This window comes from Nocardia arseniciresistens (genome assembly GCF_046764875.1).
In the GTDB taxonomy this organism is placed as follows: domain Bacteria; phylum Actinomycetota; class Actinomycetes; order Mycobacteriales; family Mycobacteriaceae; genus Nocardia; species Nocardia arseniciresistens.
This window is the reverse complement of the sequence record NZ_JBKORD010000009.1, coordinates 1-19,348: the sequence shown is the minus strand read 5'-3', so window position 1 is coordinate 19,348 and position 19,348 is coordinate 1. Positions and strand designations below refer to the sequence as shown.

Below are 19,348 nucleotides of genomic sequence, written 5' to 3'. Positions count from 1 at the left end.
GTGCCATGAGGTCGCCGGGAGAATTCATTCGGCCGCTGGTAGGCCGTGTCGATGAAATGCGCAAGCTCAACGATGCGCTGGATGTCGCACAACAGGGAGGAACCGCCGTAGTCGCGGTGACCGGGGAACCGGGAATCGGCAAGACTCGATTGGTACAGGAGGTATCTCGGGAAGCGATCACCAGGGGCGTCCAGGTGCTCGATGGCCGCGGCACGGAGCTCGAACGTGAGATTCCGTATACCGTCCTGATCGACGCGTTGGATGAACCGCTCGGACTGTTGTCTCGGATGGAGATGACCGCGCTCGGCGCGGAGACCTTGTCGGAGCTGGGCGGGGTACTGCCGTCGTTGCATCAGCATGCGGTATCACCACTGGCGCCACCTGTTCGGATAGAACGCCACCGCCTTCACCGCAGTGTGCGGGTCGCGCTGCAGAAACTGGCGGCACGGCGGCCGCTGTTACTGGTACTCGATGACGTGCACTGGGCCGACCATGCGTCGTTCGAAGTGATCGCGCACCTGCTGCGAAACCCTGTGCAGCGGTGCGTCGTTCTGTTGGCGCATCGCTCCGGACAGCTGCCGTCGATGCATGCCACCACCCTGTTCCGAGCCGCGTACGAAAACACCGTGATGTCGCTGGAACTCGGGCCGTTGTCGCTGCGCGAGACCGTCGAGCTACTCACCGGGGACGGCGACGAAACCGAGCTGGCCGACCTGCATCGTGAGTGCGGGGGCAATCCTTTCTACCTGCAAGAACTTTCCCGTGTCCGGATACGTGCCGACCACAGGCCCGGCTCGCCGGAATCTGGCGCCGATACGGCGAGCAGAGTTCCCGCGATCATCCAGGCCGCCCTGGAACAAGAGGTCCGGGCATTGTCACCGAGCGCTTGTACACTGCTGCAGGCAGCTGCCGTCGTTGGTGAACCCTTCGACCTCGACTTGGCGGCCGAGATCGCCGACCTGAACGAGGCCGATGTGGGCCGTGTGACCGACGAGCTGATGGAGACCGGGCTCGTCCACGATTCCGGAATACCGGGGCGACTTGCTTTCCGGCATCCTTTGATCCGCCGGGCGGTCTACGAGCGAAGCGGATATGGATGGCGAAGACAGGCGCACCAACGGGCCGCCGAAGCGCTCGCCAACCGGGGTTCCACCCTCACGCTGCGCGCGCACCACCTCGAGCGCAGCAGCACCGTGGGGGATGAAGCGGCCGTCGCTGTGCTGACCGATGCGGGGACCGTCGTCGCGCCGCGGGCCCCGGTCGCCGCCGCCAGATGGTTCCGGGCCGCCTTGCGTCTGCTGCCGACCGGTGCTTCCGCCGAGCGGCGAATGGCGCTGATGACGGCGCTGGCCGAAGCGCTGAATGCCTCCGGCCGTCTCCGGGAGAGCCGGGAAGTAGTCGGGGACGCATTGGAACTCGTCTCGCCCGCCGCACCCGCGGACCGTGCCCGGATGATGGCCATGCTCGCCGTAACCGAACAGGGCCTCGGCAACGCCGCCGAGGGCCGGCGTCTGCTGACGAGCGCGCTGGCGCTTGCGGTTCCCGACAGTGTGGGGGCGGCCGCGCTCAAATTGGAACTTGTCAAGAACCATCTGATGATGCGCGACTGGGCCGGAGCGCTGGTGGTGGCATCGGAGATCCGGGAGTCGGTCCGCACGCTCGATGATCCGCGGTTGTACTTCCTGTCGACCGCGGCGGCGGCCTATCTGGGCATCAACCAGTCCGGTGACGTACTGCTGCGTGGGCAAGTCGATCTCGACGAGGCCGTGAAATCGCTCGATTCGCTTGCTGACAGCGATGTCGCGCCCACATTGCTCAATGGGCTGACCGATGTGGTGCTGGCCGAAACGTGTCTCGAGCGCTGGAAGGAGACGGTCGAACATGCGGACCGGGGAATCCGGCTGTGCCACACAACCGGGCACAGCCGGCCTCTGGTCGAGCTCGCGCATCTCAAGGCCCTCGCCTTTCTGCTGCAGGGACAGCTCGAGCGAGCTCTTGCGGCGGCCGACGACGCCGTGGAAGCGGCTCTGCTGCTGGACGATCTACCGATGGTCGCGATGACCGGGGCGAGTCGTGCCTGGAGCCTGTCGCTGTTGGGGCGCACCGGTGAGGCGCTCGTCGCCGGTGCCGAAAGCGTCCGAACGGGTGCGCAGGTTCCCACCGGGATGAACTCGTGGCACGCGCCGCTCGTGTACGGAGGTCTGCTCATCGAGGCCGGTCAATATCGGCGTGGCCGCCAGCAGATCGTCCAGCTCGGTGGGTACGCCGGCGACTACCTCGACATGATCAATGTGACGTCCATGCCGCACTTCCTTCGCCCCCTCGTCGATGCTGAACTGGCGCTCGGACGAATCGACGCCGCGGAGAAGGTGAGTCGGCAGATCGAGGACATCGCCGAAGCCGCGCCGATCCTGCACATGCGCATCGGCGATGCCCACTACGCGCGGGCTCGTGTCCTCCTCGCGCGGAATGACGCCCATGCCGCTCTTGCGAGTGCGGAGCAGTCCGTCGCCGAATACCGGATCAGCGGAACCGTGGTGGAGGCCGCTCGGGCACAACTGCTGCTCGGCCACGCTCTCGCCGACCGAGGTGATGAGACGGCAGCCGGACACGAATTCGACAGTGCGCTCACGACATTCGAGACGTTCGGCGCAGAGCGGCTTGCCGAACGCGCGCGTCTGGCCCTGCATCGGGTGGGGGAGCGCCAGACCTCGGGCCGGCGCAGTCGATCCCGGGCGACAGCCGTCGGGTTCAGCACGCTCACGGAACGCCAGACCGAGATCATCAGCCGTGTCGTGCTCGGTATGACCAACCGCCAGATCTCCAAAGAGCTCTACCTGAGCGAGAAGACGATAGAGGCACACCTGAACCGCTTGTTCACCAAATTGGGGGTCTCCTCCCGAACCGAACTCGCCGCCCTCGCCGCCGAACAGGCGCAGCGGCTCACGTGATTCCAGCCGTGGCCGCGGCTCAGCTGGGTGCGCGAATCCCCTTGCAGCGGGTATGGATTCACGCGCTCGGCGGTCCCCACCACGGTGATCGAGACGATGAACGCTCAGATACTCGACATCCACGGCGTGCCTTCGAGCGGATCCGCGAGTTTCTGCTGGTGACGCCCCGGTTCGACCACGGCGTAGCCCAGGTCCGGATCGAGTGTCCGGATGGCAACTCGGGTCGAGGATGGTGCATCCGTCGACCACCGGAGAGCATGAGTCCATGCCCCGGTTCCTGCCCGTGCTCAGCGGGTGCACCGGCACCCCCGCGCGTGCTTCGGTCATGACATGCTGGCGCACCGACCGGGAGGTCTGTGCTGCGGATCGCCCGGACGTGGTGCGCACCAGAACGGTTGGCGGTAGCTCCTGCGTGTCCCACGATGCGCTCCGCATCGGAGGTGCTTCCGGTCGACGGCGCGTGCGGCAATTCGGGTGGAACGGAATACCACAAGTGATCCGCACCGCCCGCGCCGATGTGGTGAACATTCATTTCTGCTGCCTGCCAGGAACCGTGGGATTGGTTGGGCCACAAGTCTGGTTGCATGCGCCTGAATGTGAGCAGTAGGGAACTCCCTACTATTTCAATCGAATTGACGGGAAGATTCGCCACCCCACATCGATGCAGATAGGTGCCTCTGTCCATTCGATCGGCGAAGTGTGGGGATCTCCCTACTTGGCCGGACAGGTCCGGCGATCGAATAATTGAGTCGGCTCGAAAATTCCAACAGAGAAGAATTACTATGCCGATTGCGTCGTGGGCATCGCCACAATCCGAACAGTTCCTCCGCCCGCCCGGTCCACGCGGGAAGATAAGGCCGACCTTGGCATTTCAACGGTCGCCATTGGCTTATCTGTCCGAGCTGGTCGAGGAGTACGGGGACATCGTTTCCGTCGATCTGGTCGGGATGCCGTTCATGTTGATCAACCACCCCGACGACGTCGATCACATACTCAAGCGGCACCAGCGCAACTACGATCGGGGCGGCCGGACCTACACCTTGGCGCGTGCGCTGTTCGGCAACGGTTTGTTCATGGCGGCCAGACCGGGCTGGCTGCGTCAGCGACGACTCCTCCAACCAGCCTTCCATCGCCAGCGCATCGCCACCTTCGGCGAGCTCATGACCGACACAATCAAATCCGTCCTGGACAGCTGGCACCAGGTGTCGGTGGGCGGCGCGAATCTCGATGTGCGCGCCGAGATGAGCCGTCTCGCACTGCGGATCGTCGTGCGCGCTCTCTTCGACATGGACCCAGCGGATGCAATGGCCCGTCGCTTCACCGACGCGGTCGCCACCTCGACCCGAGAAATGTCGGCCTACGTACAGTTTCCGCTGGTGCCGCTCTCGGTCCCGACCCCAGGGCACCGCCGCTTCCACCGCGCCCAGCGGGTGCTGGACGAGGTCACCTACGAGATCATCCGCCGGCACCGGCAAGACGAACACGACCGGGGCAGTCTGCTGGCCATGATGATGCGCGCCCAGGACGCGGACACCGGGGTAGGCATGACCGATACAGAGCTTCGGGACGAGGTATTCGCGATGCTGTTCGCCGGCCATGAGACCACTGCCAGCACGCTCACCTGGGTATGGTATTTGATCGGCCGACACCCTGCGGTCGAGCAACGGCTGCGCGCGGAGATAGATCAGGTCCTGGGAGGTCGCCGGCCCACGATGGACGACTTGCCCTGGTTGGTCCACACCCGCCACGTCATCGAAGAGACATTGCGCCTGTATCCACCGGCCTGGCAGATATTCCGGCAGGCCGGGGAGGATGACGAGATCGGTGGCTATCCCATTCCCGCCGGGACGAACGTCCTGTGGTGTTCGTACCTCATGCACCGGCACAAGCAATATTGGGACGATCCCGAGCGGTTCGATCTGGACCGTTTCAACGAGCTCGACAATGGGAGGGGCGATCCGGCGGGCTACTACCCGTTCGGCGCCGGCCCCAGGCTCTGCATCGGCAATACTTTCGCCATGGCCGAGATGCAGTTCGCGATCGCGATGATTCTGCAGCGCCATCGGCTCGTTCCAATATCCGGGAAGAGCATCGAACCCAGCGCCTTGCTCACCCTCGTCGCCGCACGCCCACTCGTCGTCCGCCTCGACCGCTTGGTGGGAAGCTGACGGCGGGCCACCGGGTATGACGCATTCCGCCGGCTCCATCTGATACTCGGTGCGTCCCGCTGGGTGGAGATACGTCCGGTGGTCAAGGACCAGATAGGGACTCGGCTGGAGCTGCGGCTCGGCGATCCGTCGGACTCGGAGATGGACCGCCGCGTCGCCGTGCACGTGCCCGTCGGACACCCGGGCCGAGGGTTGACACCGGATCGGCTGCATATGCTGATTGCGTTGCCGCGCCTGGATTCCCAGCTCGAGCCCGAGACGCTCGCCGACGGCGTGGCCGCGGCCACGCAAGAGCTGCCCGTGCTTTACGGCGATTGCCGGGCCCCCACTGTGCGGATGCTGCCCGCGCAGGTCGACCAGGTCCAAGTCATCGCGGGGGTGGAAGCCGACGGTGCGGAAAGCGACGGCGCGGAAAGTTCGCGACGAAGCCCGAGCTCGCCACGACGATGCTCATGCGGGCGCTGGACGCGGGCGTTGCGCAGCGTCGGTGTTGGTGGCGGAGTTATTGGGCGATTTCGGCTGGGGTGGTGAAGATGATTCCGGTCGGCTCGGGGTGTAACCGGCGAGGTCGAGCAGGGGTCCGGTCTGGCGGGTCACGTTCGAGATGGTTTGGGCTGTGATATGAAATATGTTGGCGAGCAGTCCATTCCGGAGGGTGAAGCGTGATCTTAGGATGGTGATCGCGACTCGGTCGTCGAGGACCGGGACGGCTCTGTGTCCTGTCCCGGCGGCGGCCTGTCTGGCGACGCCGACCCGTTCGATCAGTTCGTCCCATTCCGCGGTACATGAAGCTCTGCTTGGCTAGGTAGTCGCCGGAATCACTCCTGTTGGGTCGGATTTCAGCCACGGTGTGCTGCACTACTACTTCAACGACAAGGTTGAACTGATCGCCCAGGCGGTACGGCAGTACGAGGCGGTGTGCGTCACCCACTACGACGAGATCGTCGCCCGCATCGGCGATGGTGCTGGACCTGCGCCGCGCCTTCACCGACGGCATGGCCGCCACTCTCGACGCCGATGCCCCGCTGCACCGCCTCTTGCGGTCGTGTCCGAGCGGCTGCCCTTCGACAGGGCGCACCCAGCTATGCCTCTGTAACCTCGCCACGGTTACGTCGCAGACCTTCATCCATGGCCTCCCCGACCTTGGTGGCACGTCCGATCGTTCGTCGGGCTGCCTCCGCCCGCACCGGCATCCCGCGGGCCGAGTTGTCCTCAGCTTCAACCGATCGGCTGCGACCGATCGACGGGTGCGCCTTATATCGCAGGGTTCAGGAACGTCTCGTGTGCTCAATATCGTTGACCTACAACCGATTTAGCTACGATTGCGTGAATCTTTCGAATCCGATCGAAACTCGTAGAAATCCAAAGCATCCGAGTTTCGCCGCCTCGTCGCGGATTCGGGCTGGCAGGCGCATATGCGCACATGACCGAATCGGTGCGAATGCGTTGGTAAGCTCTGGACTACTAATCCATTGGTAGCGGATTCGGGATCGACTCTTGCCGCCAAGCGACGCGGAAGATCGAGCCAGTCCGCCCAGTCTGCTCTACGGCGGACCGCGCCTGAGTCGAGGACTGTTTCCTGAGCCCGTCAGTTCGGTCCGTGGCTCGCCTCGGCATACCAGTGCTACAGCGATCTGCCGCGGTGCGTCGTGTGGCCACGGCGATGGTGGACGGCCCGCTGATCATGTTTACGCCACAGCAGGTGCTGAACTGGTCCGCCATCTCCGGTCGAGCATCGCGCTGTCGGCAGAGGACTCCGCCACTGAGAGTTCGTGTTGCGTTAAGCCCGCTATACGGCGGACTTGGGTGTACATCCGGGCGGAAGATGTGTCTGAGCTGGGGCTTTGCGCTTCTGTGGCGATGTTGCCCATCGATGCCCCTTTCCGTGGTTCTCCTGGCTCGAGCAAGGCAGGAACATCAATGTCAGTGTGCAGGTGTTGAATTCGGTCGCACGGACGTTGTCGTTGGATGCGGCGGAGAAGGCGCATTTGTATCGGTTGGCGGATGTGCCGACGGTGCCGACCGCGCATGCGGGTACCACGTTGCCGGAGGAGTTGCAGGTTATTCTCGACCACTTGGAGCCGTTGCCGGGTGTGGTGTTGAGTGCGCGTTATGACGTGTTGGCGCATAACAAGTCGTATGAGGCGTTGTGTCCGGGTTTCTTGCTCGGAGAACGGAATGTGGTGCGGCGGGTGTTCCTGACCCCGCAGTGCTGCAATACCTACCATCATAATTGGGATGACTTGCGTCGGATGGTGGGTTATCTGCGTGGGGCTTATGGGAAGAATCTGGGTGATCCTGGTTGGGAGGGGTTTATTTCCGAGTTGTGTTCGGAGAGTGAGATTTTCGCGTCGTTGTGGGCGCGTAATGATGTTGCGGTTCCGGTGAGTCGGACGAAGCAGGTCCGGAATTTGGCGGTGGGGGAGTTGGAGATGTTTTTGACGAGTATGAGTTTGCCGTCGTTGCCGCATGCATGGATGCAGGTGTATACCCCGACCGATGAGGTGGCGTGGGCGAAGTTGGGTGAGTTGCTTGCGATGTCGGAGCTGGAGCGTCAGCGTCCGTGGGTGGAGCATCGGGAGCAGTTCCATGCTGAGGTGGGGTAGGGGAGTCGGGGTTGTGGAGGTTCGGGGGCGAGTACGGGGGTGGGTCGCGCGGACCGGTCGGTAAGCCGAGACGGTCGTGCGGTCGTGCGCGCGGACTGTCCGGAAACCTCGGGCCTGAAAGTCTTGCCTGTGTTGATCTGTAGGTCTGTTCAGTCTTATTGTGAGCGGTAGCCGCCGTTCCACCAGCGTCGGAGAAGTGTGAGCTGGCGTTCGGTCAGTGGTCCGTGCCCGTAGCTGCCGCTCGTCCAAACCTGCTGCCGCCGAGTCGTTGTCGGCCCCGTGCGATCACATCAGTCATGGTGCATCCCCGTTCAGAGTTACACCGTTGTTCTCACAGACCCGCCGTGGTCTGCTCCGGAGCGCACGAGTTGCGAGAACCCGATACCGCTGGCAGGCTGCTATCAGCAGGCAACTGGGGCAAATCTGTTGCTGCTTGCTTGGCGAAGAGAGAGATCCAATGAGCGCTGATTTCGTCTTCCGGGAAGAAGGACACCGGTCGCGGGTGTCACGTCGCGTAAAAGCTAGGACGCTTCCGGCACCTTTCACCGCAGTGAACTGAACGTCCGCATGGAGTACATCTGGGTAGCTGTCGAGCCACCCGTTCCTGTCGAAGTGCGCGGGCGAGTAGCTGTTCACCAAGGACGTTATCGGTCGAATGGCGATCGATGGCTGACACGTAGAGGCGTCGCCTCGTAATCGACACCTAACGAACGATATCGGTAGCCCGATGGCCCCGCTCGCGCCATCGGGCTTCTTCGACGACCCTGAAATGCGCTGGACCTGGATGTGACACGTGGACACAAGCACTGATGATTCGTCCAAACGGATGTTTGAGTACCTGAAAAAGTTCACGGTCGAGCTCATGGAGACTCGCGACGAGCTGACCCAGCTGCGGGAACGGATCAACGAGCCGATCGCGATCGTCGGTATGAGTTGTCGGTATCCGGGTGGTGTCGAGTCGCCGGAACAGTTGTGGGATCTGGTTGCGTCCGGTTCGGATGCCGTGAGCGAGTTCCCGGTGGATCGGGGTTGGGATGTGGATGGGTTGTACGATCCCGATCCGGACCGGTTCGGGAAGGTGTACACGCGGAAGGGCGGCTTTCTGCGCGGTGTCGGTGATTTCGATGCGGGGTTTTTCGGGATCGGTCCGCGTGAGGCTGCGGCGATGGATCCGCAGCAGCGGTTGTTGTTGGAAGTGTCGTGGGAGGCGTTGGAGGATGCGGGTGTTGATCCGTCGTCGTTGCGGGGCAGCGATACGGGCGTGATCACCGGGTTGGCGTACACAGGCTACGAGAACACGGCAAGGGCAGCGGAGGGGTATGCGCTCACCGGGTCGGCGGGCAGCGTTGTGTCGGGGCGAGTGGCGTACACGTTGGGCTTGGAGGGCCCGGCGCTGACGGTGGACACGGCGTGTTCGTCGTCGCTGGTGGCGATCCATCTGGGCTGTCAGGCACTACGGCGCGGCGAGGCGTCAATGGTGTTGGCGGGTGGTGTGACAGTGATGTCGACGCCGTTTTTGTTTGTGGAGTTTTCGCGGCAGCGGGGTTTAGCGACCGATGGGCGGTGCAAGGCGTTTTCGGCATCGGCGGATGGGGTGGGGTGGGGTGAGGGTGTCGGTGTGTTGGTGTTGGAGCGATTGTCGGACGCACAGCGGTTGGGGCACGACATTCTTGCCGTGGTTCGGGGTTCGGCGGTGAATCAAGATGGTGCGTCGAATGGTTTGACTGCGCCGAATGGTCCGTCGCAGGAGCGGGTGATCGCGGCGGCGTTGGCGGCTGCGGGGTTGGAGCCCGCTGATGTGGATGTGGTGGAGGCGCATGGGACCGGTACGCCGTTGGGGGATCCGATCGAGGCGCAGGCGTTGCTCGCGGCGTATGGGCAGGGCCGTGTCGAGCCGTTGCGGGTGGGGTCGTTGAAGTCGAATATCGGGCATTCGCAGGCGGCTTCGGGTGTGGGTGGGGTGATCAAGATGGTGCAGGCGTTGCGGCATGAGACGTTGCCGCGGACGTTGCACGTGGATGCGCCGTCGCCGCATGTGGATTGGTCGGCGGGGTCGGTGAGGTTGTTGACGGAGGCCCAGGCGTGGCCTGCGGGTGAGCGGGTGCGTCGGGCGGGGGTGTCGTCGTTCGGGATCAGTGGTACCAACGCGCACCTCATTCTCGAGGAAGCACCCGCGTCCGTTGTCTCCTCGGTTGAGGGTGCCGCGGTTCCCACAGCCATGGTGGACGCGGTGCCGTTGCTGGTGTCGGCGAAGTCCGGTGCTGCGCTGCGCGCCCAGGCGAATCGGATGCGGCAGTGGCTGGTCGACCATCCGGATGCGGATGTGTGGAGCGTGGCGTCGTCGTTGATCGACACCAGGACGCAGTGGCATCGGCGAGCGGTGGTGGTGGGCCGCGATCGTGCGCAGTTGCTGGCGGGGTTGGCGGATGTGGCGTCGGGATCGGTGGTCGAGGGTCGGACGGCGTTTCTGTTCACGGGTCAGGGTGCGCAGCGGGTGGGGATGGGGGCGGAGTTGTACGAAGCGTTTCCGGTGTTTGCGGCTGCGTTGGACGAGGTGTGTGCGGGTTTCGATCCGTTGCTCGGTGGGGTGTTGAAGGAGGTGATGTTCGCGGATCCGGAGGGGGTGTTGGATCGGACGGAGTGGACCCAGCCGGCGTTGTTCGCGTTCGAGGTGGCGTTGTTCCGGTTGGTGGAGTCGTTCGGTGTGACGCCTGATGTGGTTGCGGGGCATTCGATCGGGGAGTTGGCGGCCGCATATGTGTCGGGGGTGTGGTCGCTTGCAGATGCGTGTGTGTTGGTGGCGGCGCGTGGTCGGTTGATGGGGGCACTGCCCGCGAGCGGCGCGATGCTGGCGGTCGCCATGACAGAGGAGCGGGCCGTCGAGATCGTGGCGGCCAACGGGGATCGACTATCGGTCGCGGCGGTGAACGGTCCGTCGTCGGTGGTGCTGTCCGGTGACACGGACGCCGTCGATGAGGCGGAGCACCGGTTGTCCGACGAGGGTGTCAAGACGTCACGATTGCGGGTGAGCCACGCGTTCCATTCGGCGCAGATGGACCCCATGCTGACCGAATTCCGTGCTGTGGCCGAAAGGTTGACCTATCGAGCGCCGACTGTTCCGTTCTTCTCGAACGTGTCAGGTGCGCAGGCAGGCGATGAGGTGTGTGAGCCTGGCTATTGGGTTGAGCAGGTGCGCAAATGTGTGCGATTCGCGCCAGGTGTGGACGCTCTCGTGACAGCCGGAATACGGCGATTCGTGGAGGTGGGGCCGGATGCGGTGCTATCGTCGATGACTCGCCAGTGCCTGGCCGAAAGCCCGGACATCGAGGCGGGCTCCATGGTGGCCTCCGCGTCTCGACGCTCGGTTGACGAGGTGACGCAGTGTGTGACGATGCTGGCGCACGCACACACCGCCGGTATCGAGGTGGACTGGCGGCCATTGTTTACGGGCCGGTCGCTGCGCCGGGTGTCCTTGCCCACCTATGCGTTCCAGCGTCAACGATACTGGTTGGAGCAGTCCGGCAGTAATTCTTCGACGGGGTCATCGGATCATCCGATTCTGACCGGCGTCGTGCCGTTGGCAGACAAGGATGAATGGCTGTTCACCGGACGGGTGTCGTTGCGTACTCATCCGTGGCTCGCCGATCACGCGGTTTTCGGCTCGGTGTTGTTTCCCGGGACCGGTTTTCTGGAACTGGCGCTGACCGCGGGCGCACGGACGGAAGCCGAGCTCGTCGAGGAGTTGCTGTTCGAAGTACCGCTGTTGCTCGAGGCAGACACCGCGGTCGATATTCAGCTCGGTGTAGAACCTGCCGACAGTGTGGGTCGACGCCGATTCATGATCCACTCTCGTGCCATTGTCACCGGGAATTCTGATGTGGGCGAGTGGATTTCGCATGCAAATGGTGTGTTGGCTCCGATCGGTGACACCGTTGCCTGGTGGGTCGAGTCGGGACAGGCGACCGGAGCCTGCCTTGGGGCGCTCCCGGATAAAAACACTCTGAGACAAGCCTTATCCGGGGATTGGCCACCCGCCGGGGCCGAGCCGGTGTCGAACGACGGGCTGTACGACCAGTTGGCAGACCTGGGATTCGGCTACGGCCCCGCCTTCCAGGGGGTCACGTCGGTCTTGCGCGACGGCGACGATCTGCTCGCCGAAGTGTCTCTCGCGGACGAATACGGTGATCAGGCAGCGGCGTTCGGGATTCATCCCGCGCTGTTGGACGCCGCCTTCCACGCGGCGGTCGCCGAACAGGCGCACGACATGCCGTCGGGTCGGCTGCCGTTGCCGTTCTCCTTCACCGGGGTGCGGTTGTACCGTGCCGGAGCGAACGCCGTCCGGGTTCGATTGGTTCGGTCGGGCGTCGGGCAGATGCGGGTGGTCGCCGTCGATGCCGCTGGGGCGCCGGTGCTGAGCCTCGATTCGCTCGCCGCCCGGCCCGTTGATGCACAGGCGTTGAACACTGCGCCCGGTCGTCGCGCGTCGCTGTTGGCTCTCGAATGGGTGTCGACGCCGGCCCCCTCGGAGAGGAACCACGGTTCGATGGCGGTACTCGGCACCGGACTCGCCGAGTTGCTCGAGGACGAGGCGCTCGCAGAGGTCGTGGTGTGGTCACCTGACGGCACAGCCGAGGGTGATGTGGTGGCGCGGACGCGCACCTGGGTGCAGTCGACGTTGGAACTGTTGCAGACGTGGCAGGCCGCGGAGCGGTTGAGCGGCTCGCGGCTGGTGGTGCTGACGCGGGGCGCTGTGAGCGTGTCGGGCCGGGCGCCGGATCCGGCGGGTGCGGCGGTGTGGGGCCTGGTGCGCAGTGCGCAATTCGAGCATCCGGGTCGGTTCGTTCTCCTCGACGCGGGCGTAGCGGAGAACGTGCCGGTCGATGTGATTGCCGCGGCATTGGATTCGGACGAGCCGCAGCTGGCCGTGCGCGATGGTGGGTTCCTTGCGCCGCGGTTGCGGCGGCAGGCCGGTTCGGCAGTGGCGGACGGTTCGGCGTTCGGTGCGGGTGCGGTGTTGATCACCGGCGCCACCGCCGGTTTGGGAGCTCTGGTGGCTCGGCACCTCGTCGATGCACACGGCGTGCGACGGTTGGTGCTGGTGTCACGGCGGGGAGAGCGTGCAGACGGCGTGGCCGAATTGGTGGGCGGGTTGACGGCCTCGGGTGCGCAGGTGCGGGTAGCGGCCTGTGACGTGAGCGATCGTGCGGCATTATCGGCCTTGCTGGCGGGGTTGCCCGACGAGTTCGCGCCGAGCGCGGTGATCCATTCGGCCGGTGTGCTCGACGACGGCACCATCGAAACATTGACCGCCGAGCAAGTTGACCGGGTGTTGGCTGCGAAGGCGGCTGCCGCTTGGCATCTGCACGAGTTGACCGGCGATCGGGATCTCTCGGCGTTCGTGCTGTTTTCATCGGTCGCGGGGGTGATGGGCTCGCCGGGACAGGGCAACTATGCCGCGGCGAATGCGTTCCTGGACGCGCTGGCGGCGAGTCGCCGTGCGGCGGGGCTGCCCGCGGTGTCGATCGCGTGGGGATCGTGGAACCAGGCCAGCGGCATGACCAGCGGTCTGGGGAGCGGGGCGATGGCGCGGATGGGCCGGCTGGGAGTGCGTCTGTTGGAGACGGCGGATGGCTTGGCGTTGTTCGATCGTGCGATCGTCGCGACGGCGCCGATGGTGGTCGGGACCGAGTTCGACACCGGGGCACTGTCGGTTCAGGCGCGCGGCGGAACCCTGCCACGGATGCTGCATTCGATCGTCACGACGCCCGTGCGCCGTGCCGCGGATACCAGCGAGACGCTGGTGCGGCGGCTGATCGCCGCCCCGGCGCAGGAACACGAGGCTCTGGTGCTCGAGGTAGTTCGCGAGCATGTCGCCGTAGTGCTGGGGCACACCTCCGGTGACGCCATCGATCCCGTCGCGCCATTCACCGAGCTCGGCTTCGATTCCTTGGCCGGGGTGGAGTTTCGCAATCGGCTTGCCAAAGCCAGTGGCGTGCAACTGCCGTCGACGCTGGTGTTCGACTACCCGACTGCGGCCGCATTGGCGGCGTTCGTGCTGTCTCGGGTCGGTGTCCTGGGCAGTGGCGAAGCTGCCGCCATCCGGCCGGCTCGTCGGATCCGTACCGACGAGCCGATTGCGACGGAAACCGCGCACACCATGGTGGAAACCGGGATTCGGGGCCCGCTCACCGATCTGTTCCTGGCCGCGCACCGGCGGGGCCAGGTCGACACCGCGATACCGATGTTGGTGGAGATCGCCAAGATTGCCGAGACCTTCGCCACCAGCACCGAGCTGGTCACGCCGACGCCGATACCGCTGAGCAGGGGCACGGAGCGCAGCGACCGTGCGCTAGCCGGCCCCGCGCTGATCTGCGTACCGACCTTCATGGTCGGTACCGGACCGCACATGTTCGGTCGGCTGGCGCGCGAGCTCGGCGCCGACTACCCGATCACTGCGCTGCGCTTGCCGGGAACCCGGCCCGGGGAACTCCTGCCCAGGTCGTGGGATGTGTTGCTGGATTGCCTGGCGACGACTGTGGAGGGCACCGACAGCCGACAGCCGATCGTTCTTGTCGGCTATTCGGCAGGTTGCGCGGTCGCGCAAGCGTTGGCGCATCGCCTCGAGAAGGGCGGACGGAGTCCCGCAGCGGTGATTTTGCTCGACCCGTATTCGCCCGACGATGCAGAGCAACGCAGGCGCGTGTTCGTGAGTGCGATGGGCTCGCTGCTCGACCTCGGACACGAAATGACCGAGATCGATGATCACGGCTTGGTCGCCATGGGGAAGTACATGCAGATATTCGATGAACGACAGCCCGCGTCCATCGCCGCGCCGATGTTGAGCTTGCAGGCCTCGGCGCCGTTGCCCGGGATGGATCTGGTCGAGCGGGCGCCCGCATGGCTGCACACCGGCGAGACGGTCGAGATCGACGCCGACCATTTCTCGATCATCGGAGCTGCCAGCGCCGTTGCGGCGAACGAGATACGGCGCTGGCTCGCGGCAGAGGTGAGGACCGATGGCGATTCTTTATGACCAGCTCGGCAAGCCCGCCCCGGTGTGGCGGTCGCTGATGTCGGTGCTGAAGCACACGAGCGCGAAATAGCAAATGCTTGGTATCCGATAAGGCGAGATAGAGGAACCCCATGGTCGATTCGGCGAATGAGATCGCAATTGTCGGAATGTCGTGCCGGATGCCGGGGGCTGCCGACCTGGAGAGCTTCTGGCGGTTGTTGCGCGACGGTCGTGACGCCATCGGCTCTGCGCCCGCCGACCGTCCGGGAATCGACGAGACGGCCGGGTTCCTGGATTCGGCGTCGGAATTCGACGCCGATTTCTTCGGCGTGCCGCCGAATGAGGCGCGTTCGATCGATCCGCAGCAGCTGCTCGGTCTCGAGCTGAGCTGGGAGGCGTTGGAAGACGCGGGGCACCGCGACCGACACGGCGCCCGGGTCGGGGTGTTCCTGGGCAGCAGCGGAACCGATTTCGCCGAAATGCTTGCGTCGCAAGGCAAAACCAGTGTCGGCAGGCATTCGTTGTCGGCCGTGGGTAGGGGAGTCGCTGCCAACCGGATCTCCAATTACTACGGGTTCACCGGCCCGAGCCTTGTCGTCGACAGCGGCCAGTCCTCGTCGCTGGTCGCGGTGCATCTGGCGTGTGAATCGCTGCGCCGCGGTGAATGCGATGTGGCGCTGGTGGGTGGGCTGAATCTGATTCTGTCGCCGTTGGGTGGCGAACGCTACGAACAGTTCGGCGCGCACTCGCCATCGGGAAAGTGCCATACCTTCGATGAAAGTGCGGACGGGACGGTCCGTGGTGAGGGCGGCGGCATTGTCGTGCTCAAACCGCTGGCACGAGCGGTCGCTGACGGCGACCGGGTCTATGCGGTAATTCGTGGTAGTGCGGTCAACAACGGCAATGAGCGTCAGGTGTTGAGCGCGCCCAGCGTGGCTGCACAGACGGCGGTTATCCGGGCCGCGCTCGCGGCCGCGGACGTGGAACCGGAATCGGTGCACTATGTGGAGCTGCACGGCACCGGCACACCCGCGGGCGATCCGGTGGAGGCGACGGCCCTCGGCGAGACCTATGGCGTGGGCCGCCCCGAGGGTGCGCCGTTGGCCGTCGGTTCGGTCAAGACCAACATCGGACATCTCGAGGGCGCCGCGGGGATCGCGGGGCTGATCAAGACCGCGTTGTGCCTGTGGTATCGGGAAGTGGTCCCGAGTCTGAACTTCCGCACCCCGAATCCGCGGATCCCACTCGATGAGCTGGGATTGCGGGTGCAGACCGCGGCGGAGACCTGGTCCGCCGCACCTGTCGGTCGGGCGGGGGTGTCGTCGTTCGGCATGGGTGGCACGAACGCGCATGTGATTCTGGAGCAAGCGCCTGTCGGCGAGGCGACCACGCCGGCGGACACCGCGCTGCCGTTGGCGTGGGTGTTGTCCGGGCAGAGTCCGGAGGCATTGCGGGGGCAAGCTGTTCGGCTGCACGAGTGGTTGGCGGGTCATCCGGATGCCGGTGTCGCCGATGTGGCCTATTCACTGTTGCGTTCGCGTACGCCGTTGGAGTGGCGGGGTGCGGTGGTCGGGCGTGATGTCGATGCGATGAGCGCGGGGTTGGCCGCGTTGGTCGATCCGGTGTCGGAACCGGTTGCGGGTGCGGCCCTTGCGGTCTCGGGTCGAGCCGCGTCCCGGCGAGCGGTTTTCGTGTTTCCGGGGCACGGGAGTCAGTGGGTGGGGATGGGCGCGGAGTTGTTGGCTGGGGGTGGGGTGTTCGCGGAGTCGATCGCAGACTGCGAGGCGGCGTTGGCGCCGTTCGTGGACTGGTCGTTGACGGAGGTGTTGCGCGGGACGCCAGGGGCTCCGGCACTGGAGCGGGAAGATGTCCTACAACCGGCGATATTCGCGGTCTCGGTGTCGCTGGCGTGGTTGTGGCGGGCTGGTGGGGTGGAGCCTGCCGCGGTGGTGGGGCATTCACAGGGGGAGATCGCGGCGGCGGTGGTGGCGGGCGGTCTGTCGTTGGCGGATGGGGCGCGGGTGGTGGCGGTGCGGTCGCGTGTTCTCACGGAGGCGTTGGCGGGATCGGGGGGCATGGCGGTGGTCGGTTCGGCGGTGGATGCGGTGACCGATCGCTTGGCGGTGTTCGGCGATCGGTTGTCGATCGGGGCGGTGAACGCACCGGGACAGACGGTGGTGACGGGCGAGTCGGCCGCGTTGGCCGAGTTCCTTGCCGGGTGTGCGGTTGATGGTGTGTGGGCGAAGCAGGTTCCGATAAATTACCCGTCGCATTCGCCTGCGGTGGAGCGGATTCGGGATCGGTTGTTGGCCGAGTGGGCGTCGATTCGGCCGAGATCCGGTTCGGTTCCGTTCTTTTCGACGGTGACCGCGGAATTCATGGACACCGCGGAGTTGGATGCCGGATATTGGTATCGAGGGCTGCGGGAACCGGTTCGGTTCGCCGAGGCGATCGAGGCGTTGTTGCGTTCGGATATGACCGCATTCGTCGAGACCAGCCCGCACCCGGTGGTGTCCACGGCGATCGAATCGACCGCGGACTCGATCGGCAAAGTCGATCAGGTGGCCGTTATCGGCACATTGCGGCGCGGCCATGGCGGTCCGGAAGAGTTCGCCGCCGCGTTGGCTCGTGCCTACTGCGTGGGTATCGACGTGCCGCCGGAGGTGTTGTCCGGGCGGGCCGCGCGGGTGGACCTGCCGACCTATGCGTTCCAACGGCGGCAGTGCTGGACGCTGGAGGGCGTGGATTCGCTCCCGTCGCCCCCGGATGAAAGCATTTCGGGGCAGGCGTCGCGCACTGCTGCTCCGGCTGGACAGCGGCGTGCTGTGGTAGCGGGTCCGTTGGCGCCGCGATTGTTCGCGGTTCCCGAGCGCGAGCGGGACACGCTGGTGCTTGCGGTGGTGTGCGAGCAGGCCGCGGTGGTACTCGGCCACGATTCGCCCGAGGCCGTCCATCCCGAGCTGCCGTTTACCGCGATCGGGTTCGATTCGGTGAGCGGACAACAACTGCGACACCGGCTGGTGGCGGCCACCGGTGTGGAGTTGCCGACAACGCTGATATTCGACCACCCGACACCGACCGGAGTGGCGCGCCTGGTGCGTTCGCGGCTCGAAGGTGTGGATCTCGACGTGCGGCGGGTGGTGCGTCGCGCGCACTCCGACGAGCCGGTCGCGATCATCGGCATCGGCTGCCGTTTCCCCGGTGGCGTCGCCTCGGCCGAGGATCTGTGGGATCTCGTTGCGGCGGGTCGGGATGCGATCACGCCGTTCCCGTCCGACCGGGGTTGGGACCTGGAGCGGCTGTTCGACCCGGACCCGGACAAGCCGGGCACTGTATACACCCGAGAAGGTGGATTCCTGTCCGACGTGAGTGGTTTCGATGCGGGATTCTTCGGCATCGGTCCGCGCGAGGCGGCCGCGATGGATCCGCAGCAGCGGCTGATGTTGGAGGTCTCCTGGGAAGCCTTGGAGCAGGCCGGGATCGACCCGGCCTCGCTGCGCGGCACCGACACCGGCGTGTACGTCGGCGCCTGCTCGTCGGATTATTCGCGCGGCGTGACCGGCGAATACGAAGCCTTCCGGTTGACCGGGACGTCGCACAGCGTGATATCCGGCCGCGTCTCTTACGTTTTCGGCCTGGAAGGGCCCGCGGTCACGGTGGACACCGCGTGCTCGTCGTCGCTGGTCGCGCTGCACCTCGCGTGCCAGGCGCTGCGTCAGGGCGAGACATCGCTCGTCCTCGCGGGCGGTGTGAGTATCGCGGCGAGCCCTGCGCTGTACGTCGACTTTGCCCGCCAACGGGGACTGGCCGCCGATGGACGGTGCAAGGCATTCTCCGCGGCCGCAGATGGTGTGACGTGGGCCGAGGGCGTCGGCGTGCTGGTGGTCGAGCGCCTGTCGGACGCGCAGCGGTTGGGCCACAACGTTCTTGCGGTGGTGCGCGGCAGCGCGATCAATCAGGACGGTGCGAGCAATGGCCTGGCCGCGCCGAACGGGCCGTCACAGGAGCGTGTCATCGCGCAGGCGTTGGCCAATGCCGGCCTGGGGCCGTCGGATGTAGATGCGGTCGAGGCACACGGCACCGGAACGGCATTGGGTGATCCGATCGAGGCCCAGGCGTTGATCGCCGCCTACGGTAGGGACCGCGAAGAGCCGCTGCGGATCGGGTCCGTGAAGTCCAATATCGGCCACGCGGTCGCCGCTGCGGGCATCGGTGGTGTGATCAAAATGGTGCAGGCGTTGCGGCATGAAACCTTGCCGAAGACATTGCATGTGGCCGAGCCGAGCCCGCATGTGGATTGGTCGGCGGGCGATGTCGAGTTGTTGACCGAGGCGCACGCGTGGTCTGCGGGCGTGCGGGTGCGGCGTGCGGGCGTCTCGTCGTTCGGCATCAGCGGCACGAACGCGCACCTGATTCTCGAGGAGGCGCCCGCGGTCGCCGCGACGACTCATCGCGGTGAATCACCTGTGGCGATGGGTCATCGCGACAGTGTGCCGTGGGTGGTGTCGGCGAAGTCGGAGGAGGGTTTGCGTGCGCAGGCGGGGCGTTTGGGTGAGTGGTTGGTGGCGCATGGGGATGTGAGTGTGGGGGATGTGGCGTATTCGTTGTTGC

Annotated in this window: 5 protein-coding genes and 1 pseudogene; all 6 read left to right on the top strand. The window is 65.4% G+C overall.

Annotated elements, in window-relative coordinates:
- Positions 1 to 5 precede the first annotated feature (5 nt).
- Positions 6 to 2,951, top strand: coding sequence for a helix-turn-helix transcriptional regulator (locus ACLMAJ_RS17700; protein ID WP_412014821.1), 2,946 nt, complete (start codon positions 6 to 8; stop codon positions 2,949 to 2,951).
- Positions 2,952 to 3,814: 863 nt separating this feature from the next.
- Positions 3,815 to 5,119 carry a cytochrome P450 gene (locus tag ACLMAJ_RS17695; RefSeq protein WP_412014820.1) on the top strand — a complete coding sequence of 435 codons (1,305 nt, stop codon included), beginning with the start codon at positions 3,815 to 3,817 and terminating at the stop codon, positions 5,117 to 5,119.
- A 78-nt stretch (positions 5,120 to 5,197) separates the two neighbouring features.
- Positions 5,198 to 5,650: a hypothetical protein gene (locus ACLMAJ_RS17690; protein ID WP_412014819.1), complete on the top strand. Its 453-nt coding sequence runs from the start codon at positions 5,198 to 5,200 to the stop codon at positions 5,648 to 5,650.
- A gap of 1,397 nt (positions 5,651 to 7,047) precedes the next feature.
- Positions 7,048 to 7,725 (top strand): MmyB family transcriptional regulator, encoded by a 678-nt coding sequence (locus ACLMAJ_RS17685; protein ID WP_412014818.1) that lies wholly within the window; start codon positions 7,048 to 7,050, stop codon positions 7,723 to 7,725.
- Positions 7,726 to 8,629: 904 nt separating this feature from the next.
- Positions 8,630 to 14,758 (top strand): annotated as a pseudogene (locus tag ACLMAJ_RS17680) (type I polyketide synthase); the annotation flags it as partial.
- Between the two features lie 110 nt (positions 14,759 to 14,868).
- Positions 14,869 to 19,348: beta-ketoacyl synthase N-terminal-like domain-containing protein (locus tag ACLMAJ_RS17675; RefSeq protein WP_412014817.1), on the top strand; the 4,480-nt coding region annotated here is incomplete at its 3' end.

Excerpts from the sequence above, each read along its gene's own strand:
- ACLMAJ_RS17700 (WP_412014821.1), top strand. The coding sequence starts at position 6 with ATGAGGTCGCCGGGAGAATTCATTCGGCCGCTGGTAGGCCGTGTCGAT.